11 protein-coding genes and 2 pseudogenes are annotated in these 12,866 nt (G+C 67.8%); 6 read left to right on the top strand and 7 right to left on the bottom strand.

Annotation, left to right across the window (positions count from 1 at the left end; all coding sequences use genetic code 11):
* From F3H32_RS06835 to F3H32_RS06810, 6 genes and pseudogenes are all read left to right on the top strand, one after another.
* Positions 1–267: pseudogene (locus F3H32_RS06835) on the top strand (IS5/IS1182 family transposase); the annotation flags it as partial.
* 54 nt (positions 268–321) lie between these two features.
* Positions 322–699 (top strand): annotated as a pseudogene (locus F3H32_RS06830) (UDP-glucose 4-epimerase GalE); the annotation flags it as partial.
* Entirely contained in the window at positions 689–1,927 is a 1,239-nt protein-coding gene (locus tag F3H32_RS06825) for a glycosyltransferase family 4 protein (protein WP_149765181.1), read from the top strand. The pseudogene F3H32_RS06830 and the gene F3H32_RS06825, both read left to right, overlap by 11 nt.
* 25 nt (positions 1,928–1,952) lie before the next feature.
* Positions 1,953–2,978: a glycosyltransferase family 2 protein gene (locus tag F3H32_RS06820; protein WP_149765180.1), complete on the top strand. Its 1,026-nt coding sequence runs from the start codon at positions 1,953–1,955 to the stop codon at positions 2,976–2,978.
* Complete coding sequence (locus tag F3H32_RS06815) at positions 2,975–4,681, top strand: DUF5927 domain-containing protein (protein WP_149765179.1); 1,707 nt, start codon at positions 2,975–2,977, stop codon at positions 4,679–4,681. The genes F3H32_RS06820 and F3H32_RS06815 overlap by 4 nt, the downstream gene beginning before the upstream one ends.
* Positions 4,678–6,072 carry a hypothetical protein gene (locus tag F3H32_RS06810; protein ID WP_149765178.1) on the top strand — a complete coding sequence of 465 codons (1,395 nt, stop codon included), beginning with the start codon at positions 4,678–4,680 and terminating at the stop codon, positions 6,070–6,072. Before F3H32_RS06815 ends, F3H32_RS06810 begins: the two co-directional genes overlap by 4 nt.
* A gap of 9 nt (positions 6,073–6,081) precedes the next feature.
* Here F3H32_RS06810 and F3H32_RS06805 read toward each other — a convergent pair whose 3' ends face one another.
* From F3H32_RS06805 to choX, 7 genes are all read right to left on the bottom strand, one after another.
* Positions 6,082–7,017 carry a DMT family transporter gene (locus F3H32_RS06805; protein WP_149765177.1) on the bottom strand — a complete coding sequence of 312 codons (936 nt, stop codon included), beginning with the start codon at positions 7,015–7,017 and terminating at the stop codon, positions 6,082–6,084.
* Entirely contained in the window at positions 7,014–8,066 is a 1,053-nt protein-coding gene (gene queG, locus F3H32_RS06800) for a tRNA epoxyqueuosine(34) reductase QueG (protein ID WP_149765176.1), read from the bottom strand. Before queG ends, F3H32_RS06805 begins: the two co-directional genes overlap by 4 nt.
* Entirely contained in the window at positions 8,047–8,736 is a 690-nt protein-coding gene (gene fzlA, locus F3H32_RS06795) for an FtsZ-binding protein FzlA (RefSeq protein WP_149765175.1), read from the bottom strand. The genes queG and fzlA overlap by 20 nt, the downstream gene beginning before the upstream one ends.
* An 82-nt stretch (positions 8,737–8,818) precedes the next feature.
* The gene (gene mtgA, locus F3H32_RS06790; protein ID WP_149765174.1) at positions 8,819–9,559 is read right to left on the bottom strand and encodes a monofunctional biosynthetic peptidoglycan transglycosylase; all 741 of its coding nucleotides are present in this window, start codon (positions 9,557–9,559) and stop codon (positions 8,819–8,821) included.
* A 39-nt stretch (positions 9,560–9,598) separates the two neighbouring features.
* On the bottom strand, positions 9,599–10,168 hold the full coding sequence (locus F3H32_RS06785; protein WP_149765173.1) for a DUF1269 domain-containing protein: 570 nt from the start codon (positions 10,166–10,168) through the stop codon (positions 9,599–9,601).
* Positions 10,169–10,350: 182 nt separating this feature from the next.
* Positions 10,351–11,847, bottom strand: a complete 1,497-nt coding sequence (gene betC / locus F3H32_RS06780) for a choline-sulfatase (RefSeq protein ID WP_149765172.1) — start codon at positions 11,845–11,847, stop codon at positions 10,351–10,353.
* On the bottom strand, positions 11,848–12,783 hold the full coding sequence (gene choX / locus F3H32_RS06775) for a choline ABC transporter substrate-binding protein (RefSeq protein WP_149765171.1): 936 nt from the start codon (positions 12,781–12,783) through the stop codon (positions 11,848–11,850).
* Positions 12,784–12,866: the final 83 nt, after the last annotated feature.

Here is a 12,866-nt window from a genome sequence, read left to right as displayed (position 1 = left end):
CGCCTCTGGAAAGAAGATTGCCCCGCCGCCTTGGCCCGCAACGACATCCTGAGGGCAACCCAGCGCCTCGGCCGGACGATCTGGAAAAGGTGGTCCGGCTATCATGTCCGCAGCCGGGTCGAGGCCCGGATGAGGAATCTGAAATCCTTCGGCGAGCGGATCGCGTCGAGGGACCCCGACCGCCAGACAGCCGAGATCCACATCCGCGTCGCCCTGATGAACCGCTTCAACGCCCTCGGCACCGCCGAGATCGAACGCGTGGCCTGACCTCAGCTGGGGAAAGGGCCATCATGTCCTGAAGCCGACTTCTGCAACAATGCCATCCACGGCACCGATTACCCGACCCCGGACGGCACCTGCATCCGCGACTATGTCCATGTCATGGACCTGGTCGACGCGCATGTGCTGGGGCTGAAATACCTGCTGGACGGCAAGGTGGCCCAGGGCGGGCACGAGGTGTTTTGCCTGGGCACCGGCAACGGTTTCTCGGTGCGCGAGGTGATCGACCATTCCCGCCATGTCACCAACCGCCCGGTGCCGATGACCGAGGGGCCGCGCCGCGGCGGCGATGCCGTCAAGCTGGTCTCGGGCAGCGAAAAGGCGGTTTCGGTGCTGGGCTGGAACCCGGCGCGCTCGACCCTGCCGCAGATGATCGGCGACGCCTGGCGCTGGCATCAGAACGGCGGATATGAGGGCTGACCCGGCGGTCCTGCTGGATGTCTCGCGGCTGATCTCGCGCCTTGGTGGTGGCCCCGCCACCGGCATCGACCGGGTCGAGGCGGAATGGCTGGCGCATCTGCAAGGCCGGCCGCACCTGCTTTTGTGCCGGGTGCGGCGCGGGCAATTGCTGCTGCCGCCCCAGGCCGGGGCGGCGATCCTGCGCTGGCTGGGCGGGGCGCTGGACGGCCTGCCGCCGCCCGACCTGCTGGACCGGCTGCGCGGGCGGCGCACATTGCCCGCGCGGGCCGAGGCGGCGCTGCGGCGGATGGCGCTGATGCGGGCGGGACCCGAGGGGCGGGGGCTGGGCCGCGCGGCCTTGGCGCATCTGGGGCAGGCGGTCTATGTCAATGTCGGCCATGCCAATCTGCAAGCGGGGCTTTTGGCGAATCTGCGCCCCCTGCCGCGGGCGGTGCTGATCCATGACACGATCCCGCTGGACCATCCCGAATTCACCCGCGCCGGCCAGGCCGACAGGTTCCGCGACCGCTTCGTCGCCGCGGTGGCTGGGGCGGAACTGATCCTGACCGTCTCGGACGCCACCCGCGGCGATGTGCTGCGCTGGCGCGCGCGGCTGGGGCTGCCGGGCCATGCGCCGGTCGTGGCTGCGCCCATCGGCACGCGGCTGGCCGCGCCCGACCCCGCGGGGCTGCCGGCCGATCTGGACCTGTCGCGGCCGTTCTTCGTTGCCCTGGGCACCATCGAGCCGCGCAAGAACCACGCCCTGCTGCTGGACGCCTGGCAGATGCTGGGGCGAATGCCCGATCCGCCGCGGCTGTTCATCATCGGCCGCCGCGGCTGGGAAAATCGCGAGGTCTTTTCCCGGCTTGACCGCCTGCCGCCGGGTGGGCCGGTGCGCGAGCTTTCGGACCTGGACGATGGCGCGGTCGCGGCGCTGCTGGCGCGCAGCCACGGGCTGCTGATGCCCAGCCGCGCCGAAGGCTTCGGCCTGCCCCTGACCGAAGCCGCCGGGCGCGGCATCCCGGTCCTGGCCACCCCCTTGCCCGCCGCGCGCGAGACGCTGGGCGACTATGCGATCTGGCTGTCGCCCGACGCGCCGGCCGATTGGGCGGCGGAACTGGCGCGGCTGTCGGACGCGGCCCCGCGCCGGCTGCCGCCCCTGCCGGTGCCCGACTGGGACCGGCATTTCGCCCTTTTCCACGATGGGTTGTCCCGGTCATTGCGCGATCCAAGCGTTACGGCTATGTGACGGCCGTAAAAGGTGAAAAAGGTCCGTGCCGCGCCCGTTCAGGATTTTACGGCGAAAGCTTCGACTTCGCGCCCGCCGTCAATGGCTGCTTGGGCGCGCGTTTCGGCGTCGCCGCCGGCTGCGGCCGATCCATGACCGCACCGCCCGCATCCGGCCGGGCGATATCCTGCTGTTCATGACCATCCGCAACGAGGCGCTGCGCCTGCCATGGTTCCTGGATTATTACCGCGCCATGGGCATCAGGCACTTTCTGGTGGTGGACAACGGCTCGGACGACGGCGGGCGGGAATATCTGGCCGAGCAGCCGGATGTCTCGGTCTGGCTGACCCATGACAGCTACAAGGGCGCGCGCTTCGGCATGGATTGGCTGAACTGGCTTTTGCACCGGCATGGGACCGGGCATTGGTGCCTGACGGTCGATCCCGACGAATTCCTGGTTTATCCGCATCACGACGCCCGGCCCTTGCAGGCGCTGACGGATTGGCTGGATGCCAGCAACATCCGCTCGTTCTCGGCCATGCTGCTGGACATGTATCCCCAGGGCTCGCTGGTCGCCGAACCTTACCGCGCCGGGCAGGACCCGTTCCAGATCGCGCGCTGGTTCGACCCGGCCAATTACGTCATCCGCAAGAATGGCGAATATGGCAACCTGTGGATCCAGGGCGGGCCACGGGCGCGGGCCTTTTTCGGCGAGGATCCCGAAAACGCCCCGGCGCTGAACAAGATCCCCCTGGTGCGCTGGCAGCGCGGCCTGGCCTATGTCAGTTCGACCCATATGCTGCTGCCGCGCTCGCTGAACCGGGTCTATGACGAGAATGGCGGCGAAAAGGCGTCGGGCTGCCTGCTTCACGCCAAGTTCCTGTCCACCTTTGCCCAGAAATCCGCCGAGGAACTGAACCGGCGCCAGCATTATGCCGACAGCCAGGAATATCGGGCCTATCACGCCGGGCTGCGCGACGACCCGGATTTCTGGTGCGAGCAGTCCTGCGAATTGCAGGACTGGCGCCAGCTAGAGGATCTGGGCCTGATCTCCAAGGGGAACTGGGCATGAGCGGCGCGCCGGTCCGGCTGGGCGTGGTCATGCTGTGCCACGAGGAACTGCCCATCGCCGCCCGCCTGGCGCGGGTCTGGGCCCTGGGCGGGGCCGCCGTCTCGGTCCATGTGGACGCCAAGGCGGCCCCTGCCGAGGTCGGGGCCATGCGCGCCAGCCTGGCGGACCTGCCGCAGGTCGTCTTCAGCCCGCGTCATCCCTGCGAATGGGGCAGCTTCAGCCTGGTCAGGGCCACGCAGGACGCGGCCGGACTGCTGCTGGACCGATTCGGGGACGTGACGCATGTCATGGCCGTCTCGGGCTCTTGCCTGCCCCTGCGGCCGGTGCAAGAGCTTTGCGCCTATCTGGCGCGGCACCCGACGCGGGACTTCATCGAAAGCGTGACGGCCCAGGACGACGGCTGGACCGTCGGCGGCCTCAGCGAGGAACGCTTTACCCTGCGCTTTCCGTTTTCGTTCCGGCGCCAGCGCAAGCTGTTCGACCGCTATGTGGCCTTGCAGCGCCGGCTGAAGTTCAGCCGCCGCATTCCCCAGGGGCTGGTGCCGCATCTGGGTTCGCAATGGTGGTGCCTGACGCGCAGGACGCTGGCCGCCATCCTGTCCGATCCGCGGCGTGCCGAGTTCGACCGCTATTTCCGCCGGGTCTGGATCCCCGACGAAAGCTATTTCCAGACCTTGGCCCGGCGGCATTCGACGAATATCGAAAGCCGCTCGCTGACGCTGGCCAAGTTCGACAACCAGGGCAAGCCCTATATCTTTTACGACGACCACCTGGAGCTGTTGCAGCAGTCGCGCTGTTTCGTCGCCCGCAAGATCTGGCGCGGCGCGGCGCGGCTTCACGCCAGTTTTCCCCAGCCCGGACCGGCCGGGACCTTGGCCGCCGAGCCGCGGCCCGAACGGGTGGACCGCGTCATCGGCCAGGCGGTGGCGCGCCGGCGGCTGGGGCGGCCGGGGCTTTACATGCAAAGCCGCTATCCCCTGAAGGACCGCGAGAACGGCAAGACCGCGGCGCCCTATGCGCTTTTCCAGGGCTTTACCGATCTGTTCCCCGGTTTCGAAACCTGGCTGGCCGGCCGGATCGGGGCCGATGTGCATGGCCATATCTTTGCCCGGCACGGCGTCGAATTTGCCGGCCGCCAGCCCATCGGGCCCGGCGCGCTGCCCGACAGCCCGGCCTTGCGCGACCTGGACCCCCGCGGCTTTCTGGCAAACCTGATCCGCAGCGCCCCGCAAATGCAGGTCTGGCAGTTCAGCCCGCGCGACCGGCAAGAGATGAACTGGTTCCTGGCCACCGATCCCAACGCGCGGCTTTTCGTCATCACCGGCGCCTGGGCGGTGCCGCTGCTGCATTCGGGCATGCCTTTCGACGATGTCCGCCGCGTCGCCGCCATCCTGCAACGGACCGAACTGGCGCAGATCGAGGTGCTGAACTCGGTCTGGCGCAAGGCGCAGGTGCAGATCTGGGACCTGGCCGATTTCTGCGCCCGGCCCGCGGCGGTGCTGGGCGCCATCCTGCACCGGCTGGGCGACCAGCCCGAGCCGCCGGCCGACGACCTGCCGCCGATGCGCGATGTCGCCGGCATGGGGCGGTTCCTGCAACGGCTGCGCAATGCCGGGCTGCGGCCGCAATTGATGGGGCATTTTCCCGCCACCGATGCCGATCCGCCGGCCCCAAGCGTCCTGCAAGAAAGAACCGCGCCATGACCCAGCATTTCCGCCGCTTCGTGATCTTCGCCGAAATGCGCACCGGCTCGAACCTGCTTGAGGCGACGCTGAACGCCATCAAGCGCGTCACCTGCTTTGGCGAGGCGTTCAACCCCTACATGATGGGCTGGCCCGACAAGGACGAGCTGAAGGGCATCACCATGGCCGAGCGCGAGGCCGACCCGCACCGGCTGCTGGCCGCCATCTTCGACAAGCCGAACCACCTGCCGGGGTTCCGCTATTTCCACGACCACGACCCGCGCGTCTTCGACGCCATCATCGAGGATCGGTCCTGCGCCAAGATCGTGCTGACCCGCAACCCGGTGGACAGCTATGTCTCGACCGCGCTGGCGCGGGCGACGAACCAGTGGAAGCTGAACGAGACCGAGACGCCGATCCCCGCCGCGGTGCGTTTCGACGGCGCCGAGTTCCGGCAGGCCGTGGGCGCGATCGAAGAGTTTCAGGTTCGCGTCATGCACCGGCTGCAAGTGACCGGCCAGGCGGCTTTCTGGCTGGGCTACGAGGATCTGCGCGATGCCGAGGTGATGACCGGCCTTTTGCATTGGCTGGGCCGCACCGACCTGGACCGGGTCGAGCCGGCCAGCGACCAGGTGCCGCAAAACCCGCGCGAACTGTCCGAAAAGGTCGAGAATTTCGATGAGATGGCCGCGGAACTGGCGCGTCTCGATCCGTTCATGCTGCGGCGCATCCCAAATTTCGAACCGCGCAAGGGGCCGGCCGTGCCCTCGTTCCTGGGGTCCGGGGCGGGCAGGGGGCTGGTCTTCATGCCGGTCAAGGGCGGGCCGACCGGCAGCGTCACGGGCTGGCTGCGGCGAATGGGCCCGATCGCCGAGGATTTCAACCAGGCCAGCCTGCGGCAATGGAAGCGCCAGCATGTCGGCCATCGCAGCTTTACCGTGCTGCGCCATCCGCTGCTGCGTGCCTGGAGGGCGTTCGAATCGCTGATCGGGGGGGGCAATGCCGAATTGCGCGACCTGATGCGTCGCATCCACCGCGTGCCGCTGCCGCCGGATCAGGACCTGGCCGGGCTGGATCAGGGCCGCAAGGCGGAACTGCTTGCGGCCTTCCTGGATTTCCTGCGCCGCAACCTGAACGGGCAGACCACCCTGCCGACCAGTCCCGGCTGGGCCAGCCAATCCGAACTGCTGGCCGGCTTTGCCCGCTTCGGCGCCCCCGACATGGTCCTGCGCGAGGCGGACCTGCCGCGCGACCTGTCCTGGCTTGCCGCCAGCGCGGGGATCGGCGCGGCTGCCGATTTTCCCGGTCCTGATGCATTCCCGGATTTCCTGGACGACCAGGACCTGCGCGCCGCGGCCAAGAAAGCCTATCTGCGCGATTACGTGGCCTTCGGCTTTGCGGCCCGGCCCTAGGATCGCCGCCTAGCCGTGCGGCGTCATGGCCTTGCGCTGGCGGTTGCGTTCGACCCCAAGCTGCCGCTCGCGCCAGATGATCAGGATGCCGGCGGTGATGACCAGCGTCGCCCCCGCCAGCATGACCAGCGTCGGCGCCTCGTCAAAGACGAACCAGCCGATCAGCAGCGCCAGCAGCATCGAGGCATATTCGAAAGGCGCCACCAGCGAGGCATCGGCATAGCGATAGGCCGAGGTCAGCAGGATCTGCCCAAGCCCGCCCAAAAGCCCGATGGCGACCAGAAGCGCCGCGGTTTCCGCATCGGGCCAGACCCAGCCAAAGGGCAGCGTCAGCAGCCCCAGCAGCGTCGACGTGGCCGAGAACCAGAATACGATGGCCGAGGTGCGTTCGTCCTGCACCAGCTTGCGCACGAAGATCTGCGCCAAGGCCGCGCAGGCCGCCGCCGACAGCGTGACCATCACGCCCAGGCTGTCCTTGTAGTTCATGCCGCTGCCAAAGGTCAGGCTTGGCGACAGCACGATCACCACGCCGACCAGCCCCAGCACCACCATGGACAGCCGGAACAGCCGCACGTCCTCGCCCAGAAACATCGCGGCGAAGATGACGGTCAGCAGCGGCGCGGCATAGCCGATGGCCGTGACCTCGGGGAAAGGCAGCAGCGCCAGCGCCCAGAAGCCCAGCCCCATGGCCGCGGTGCCGATCACGCCGCGATAGAAATGCCCCATCGGCCGAAAGGTCCGCAGCCCGACGCCCAGCTCGTGCCGGAATGCCAGCCAGACCAGGATCACCGGAATGGCGAAAAGCGAGCGGAAGAAGACCTGCTGCCCCGGCGGCACGCCCAGGCCGCCTTGGGCCGTCGCCTTGACGATCGAGGCCATGATCGTGAGTATCAGCACGCTGAGGCATTTTAGCATGATGCCGCGCAGCGGGCTTTGAGGGGTCATGGCAATCGCTCGCAAGCCCAGCGCGCCGCATCGGCGACCGCCGGATCGGGGTCATCCTGCAATGCTTGGGCGACCGGGCGCAGATGTGCAAGCCCCGAATTGCCGATGGCGTAAAGCACATTGCGCACCATGCGGTCGCGCCCGATGCGCTTGATCGGACTGCCCGAAAAACGCTCGCGGAATCCCGCATCGTCCAGGGCCGCCAGTTCGGCCAGCGCCGGCGCGCCATGGGGTCCGTGATAGCGCAGCTCGCTTGCCGCCTGCGCGAACTTGTTCCAGGGACAGGCGGCCAGGCAGTCGTCGCAGCCATAGATGCGGTTGCCCAAGCTCGGGCGCAGTTCTTGATCGACCGGCCCCTTGTGTTCGATGGTCAGATAGGAAATGCAGCGCCGCGCATCCAGTTGATAGGGCGCCGGAAACGCCCCGGTCGGGCAGGCGTCCAGACAGGCCCGGCACGATCCGCAATGGCCGGGTTCCGCCGCATCCTTTGGCAGGTCCAGCGTGGTAAAGATCGCGCCCAGAAAGAACCAGCTTCCCAGTTCGCGCGACACAAGATTGGTGTGCTTGCCCTGCCAGCCCAGCCCCGCCGCCTGGGCCAGCGGCTTTTCCATCACCGGGGCGGTGTCGACAAAGACCTTGATCTCGCAGCCGGTCAGCCCGACCAGCCAGCCGCCCAGGCGCTTGAGCCGCTTCTTGACCAGGTCGTGGTAATCCTTGCCCTGGGCATAGACGCTGACCGCGCCGCGATCCTTGTGGCCGATGACCGCCATCGGGTCATGCTCGGGCGTATAAAGCTCGGCCAGCATGACGACCGAGCGCGCCTGGGGCCAAAGCGTCGGGGGCGAGGCGCGCCAATGCGCGCGTTCGGCCATCCAGCCCATCTGGCCGTGGCGGCCCTGCTCCAGGAACGCGGCCAGCCGCTCGGGCAGTTGCGGGTTGGCGTCGGGGGCGCAGATGCCCAGGGCGGAAAAGCCCTCGGCCCGTGCCTGCATCTCCAGCCGCGAACGGATTTCCGCCGGATCGGCCGCCTTAGAAGTCGAGCAGCGCATAATGCGGCGCCGGGTGCACCCCTGGCAGATGATCGGCCAAGAGGCTGCGGAAGGCGGGCCGCGACTTGATCTTGGCATACCATTCCTGCACCTCGGTCGAATAGGTCCAGTCCACGTCCGAGATATAGTCAAGGCAGGACAGATGCGAGGCGGCGGCGAAATCCGCCAGCGTCATCACGTCGCCCGCCAGCCAGCGGCGATGTTCCAGCAGGCTTTTCATGTAGTCCAGGTGATAGCGGATGGCCGAAAGCCCGGCCTTGACGGTGCGGCTGTCCGGGTAGCCCAGGCGCATGACCTTTTTCCACACCCGTTCGTTCATCACCGGCCGCGTCACCTCGGCGTTGAACTTGTCGTCGAACCAGGCGCAAAGCCTGCGCACCTCGTAGCGCTCGGCCGGCAGGGCGGGCATCAGCGCCGGCTGGGGCTGGATCTCGTCCAGGTATTCGCAGATCGCCTGGCTTTCGGCCAGAAGCCGGCCGTCCATGCGCAGGACCGGCAGCTTGCCCGCCGGGTTGCGGCGCATGATTTCCGAACCCGGCTCCCAGAAACGGTCCTCGACCAGCTCGACCTCGATCCGCTTTTCGGCCAGCACCAGCCGCACCTTGCGGCAAAACGGCGACAGGGCGACGTGGTACAGGCGGATCGTGGAACTGGGTGAGGGCGTGTTCATTGGGAAAACCGGTTCGTTCGCGGGCCTTCGGTTGATACGCCCCGGCGCGCGCGGTTTCAACCGTCCTGGCGCGGCCGGCGGATCAACGCCCCAGCCCCAGGCAGGAATCGCGCCCATCCGCCCGGATGGTCTGCGCCCCGCTGACGATGGCGCGGGTCCGGGCCGAGCCGGTCTGCGGATTGCGCACCCGCGGCGCCGGCAGGATCGAGGCCAGCGCCGCCGCCTGCCGCAGGCTCAGCCTGTCGGGCGTGGTCTGATAGTAATGCTGCGCCGCCGCCTTGATGCCAAAGACGCCGCGGCCGAATTCGGCGATGTTGAGATAGACCTCGACGATGCGGCGCTTGGACCACAGCGCCTCGATCATCGGGGTATAGGCGGTTTCCATCAGCTTGCGCGGCCAGCTTCGCCCCTGCCACAGAAAGACGTTCTTCGCCGTCTGCTGGGTCAGGGTCGAGGCGCCGCGCGACGAACCCGAGGCGATGACCCGGCGGATCTCGACCATGTCGAAACCCCAATGGTTGCAGAAATTGGCATCCTCGGCCGCGACCACGGCCCGGACCATATGCGGCGAGATTTCGTCCAGGCCGACCCATTGCCGCGCCGTCCTGCCGGGAAATTCGCGCTGGCCCTGGATGACGGTCCAGGTCGTCGGCGGGTTGATAAACGAAAACAGCAGGACCAGAACGACCATCAGCGCCAAAAGCCGGGCGCCGATCCAGCGCAGCCAGGACCATAGCCAGCGCAAGGGCCGCCAGCGCCGCATGGCGGCGCGGTGCGGCGCCGGCGCCTCTTGGGGGGCAAGGGTATGCATGCGACGGGCCATGGGCGCGTCCTGTCACGCCCATGCCCCTTGCGTCAAGCGTCAGACCGTGGACGGAGGCGCCCCGCCCCCGGCCGGGACCCCGCGATCAGCCTGCGGCATGCCCAGCGCCGAGCCCAGCTTGCCGCCGGCAAAGGCTTCGCGCAGGCGCTCTTCCTCGGCCTCGGGCAACGAGGTCTGCATCACCCTTCCCTTCAGGTGAAAGCCCTCCAGCCGCGCCAGCACCTTGTCGGCGGTCATCTTGCGCACCAGGATGAACACGGCCGAGCCGCCGGGCGGGACCGACCGGCCCAACTCGCGGATGAAATCGTCATTGATGCCGATATCCGAAAGCCTGCCGGCCAGCGCGCCCGCCCCGGCGCCCACCGCCGCGCCGATCAGCGGATTGAGGAAGATCAGCCCGACCAGCGTGCCCCAGAAGCCGCCGCCAAGCGCGCCCGCCGCGGTCAGGTTCACGGCCTGGTGCAGCTGGATGTCCTCGGCCGATGGGCGGGTGACGACCACGGCGTCCTCCAACTCGATCAGGTATTCCTTTTGCATCTTGACCAGTTCGGTGCGCAGCTCGAAGCCGGTCGTCTCGTCGTCGAAGGCGATGACAAGCAGGTCAGACATGGCGGAAATCCCCTCTTGGCTCATGACGGCGGGCCAACGTCCCGCCCGCGCCGCGGGTTCCTTGCTGCGGCACGGGGTCGCGCCCCCCGCCTCCTGCGCTGCTTCTTTCGTGCCGAAATATCCTCGGGGGTCCGGGGGCAGACAGCCCCCGGCGCAAAGGGTTCGGCCGGGCGTCGCCTGGCCTATTCGCCGCGCGGAAAGCGCTTGGACTCCTCCAGCAGGTTCAGGTCCATGTGGTTGCGCATAAAGCGTTCGGACGCCTTCATCAGCGGCTGATGGTCCCAGGGGAAATAGGCGCCGTTGCGCAGCGCCTCGTAGACCACCCAGCGCCGGGCCTGGCTTTCGCGCACCTCGCCGTCATAGGCGGCCAGGTCCCAGCGTTCCGAAGCCATGGCGCGCATCCGCGCCAGCACCCCGGCCGCTGCCGGGTCGGCGGCGCGGTTCACCCGCTCGTCCGGGTCCGCGGCCAGGTCGAACAGCATCTCGGGATCGGCGGCGCAGGCGATGTACTTCCAGTCGCCGTCGCGCAGGCAGACCAGCGGCGCGATGCTGCCCTCGGCCGCGTATTCCATCGCCACCGGCCCGCGCCCCTCGGCCCCCTGCGCCAGCGAGCGACCGTCGGTCCAAGGCGCGACCTCGGCCATCGAGATGCCCGCGAGGTCGCAGATGGTCGGCACGATGTCGATGGTCGAGACGGGGATGTCCACCCGCCCCGGCGCCATGCCCGGTGCCGCGATCATCAGCGGCACCCGCGCCGCGCCCTCGAAGAAGTTCATCTTGAACCACAGCCCGCGGCTGCCCAGCATCTCGCCATGGTCCGACAGGAAGACCACGATCGCCTCTTGCCGGGTGCGTTCCAGCACGTCCAGGATCTCGCCCAGCTTGTCGTCGATATACGAGATATTGGCGAAATAGCCTTGGCGGGCGCGGCGGACGTGCTCTGCCGCGATGTCGAAGGCGCGCCAGTCGCTGGCATCCATCAGCCGCTGCGAATGCGGGTCCATACCCCCGTATGGGATCGCCTCGGGCGGCTCCAGTTCCGGGATACCCTGGTAAAGGTCCCAATATTTGCGCCGGGCGACAAAGGGGTCGTGCGGATGGGTAAAGCTGACCGTCAGGCACCAGGGCCTGTCGTCGCCGCCGCGGGCCAGGTCGTAAAGCTTGCGCGTGGCGTTATAGGCGACCTCGTCGTCATATTCGTATTGGTTGGTGATCTCGGCCACGCCGGCACCGGTGACGGAACCCAGGTTGTGATACCACCAGTCGATGCGCTCGCCGGGGCGGCGGTAATCCGGGGTCCAGCCGAAATCGGCCGGATAGATGTCGGTGGTCAGCCGCTCTTCGAAGCCGTGCAGCTGGTCGGGGCCGACGAAATGCATCTTGCCCGACAGGCAAGTGTGATAGCCCGCGCGGCGCAGGTGGTGGGCATAGGTCGGGATGTCCGAACAGAACTCGGCCGCATTGTCATAGACCCGCGTGCGGCGCGGCAATTGCCCGGACATGAAGCTGGCGCGGCCCGGCGCGCAAAGCGGGCTGCCGGTATAGGCATTGGCATAGCGGGTCGAGCGCCCGGCCAGCTTGCGCAGATGCGGCACATGCAGGAAATCGGCCGGTCCGTCGGGGAACAGCACCCCCGATAGCTGGTCGGCCATCACGATCAGGATATTGGGACGGGACAATTACTTCACCGATGCCATGACCGCTTGCGCCCCCGGTTCTCCGTCCAGGGTCGTCACCCCGTCAAGCCATTTGGCCACGGCATCCGGGTTTTCGGCGATCCAATCCGCGGCGGCATCGGCCGGGTCCATGCCGTCGTCCAGGATCTTGCCCATCAGCACGTTTTCCATGTCGACGGTAAAGACCAGTTGGCTGAACAGCTTTGCGGCGTTGGGACAGGCGGCGATCCATTCGTTGCGGGCCAGGGTGTGGACGGTGGCGCCGCCGAAATCGGGGCCGAACTCGGCGTCCCCGCCGGAAAGATAGGTGATGTCCAGGCTGACATTCATCGGATGCGGCGCCCAGGCCAGGAACAGCGTCGGAACGCCGGCCGCGTCATTGCGCTGCACCTGGGCCAGCATGCCCTGTTCGCTGGATTCGACCAGTTCCCAATCGCCCAGGCCGAACTTGTCGGCCTCGATCATGGCCTGGATGGTCTGGTTCGCGGGGGCGCCGGGTTCGATGCCGTAGATCTTGCCCTGGAAGGCGTCGCGATGCGCGTCGAGATCGGCGAAATCCCCGACCCCCGTGGCCGAGGCCGCATCGGTGACCGCCAGGGTGAACTTGGCGCCCGTCAGGTTCTGCACCAGTTCGGTGGTCTGGCCCGACGCGTCGAGGTCGTCGCGGAATTTCTGCTGCGCCGGCATCCAGTTGCCCAGGAAAACATCGGTATCGCCGTTCTTCAGCGCCTCATAGCCGACCGGGACCGACAGCGTGGGTCTTTCGGGCCGGTAGCCCAGCCCCTTCAGCAAGGCGGTGGCGACGCCGTTGGTGGCGGTGATGTCGGTCCAGCCGGGATCGGAAAAGCGCACGGTGCCGCAACTGGCCGGGTCCTGCGCCAGCGCGGGCACGGCCATGAGGGCAAGGGCAATCGGCGAAAGCAGGGCGGTTCTGGGCATGATCGGGCCTTTCGGTTTCCTGCCGCGGCCAGTCCACGGCGTCGGCCTATCAGCCCACAGCCGGGATGCGGGATCAAGGGCGA

Origin of the sequence: Paracoccus thiocyanatus (genome assembly GCF_900156255.1) — a bacterium.
Lineage (GTDB): Bacteria > Pseudomonadota > Alphaproteobacteria > Rhodobacterales > Rhodobacteraceae > Paracoccus > Paracoccus thiocyanatus.
This window is presented reverse-complemented; position numbering and strand designations above follow the sequence as displayed.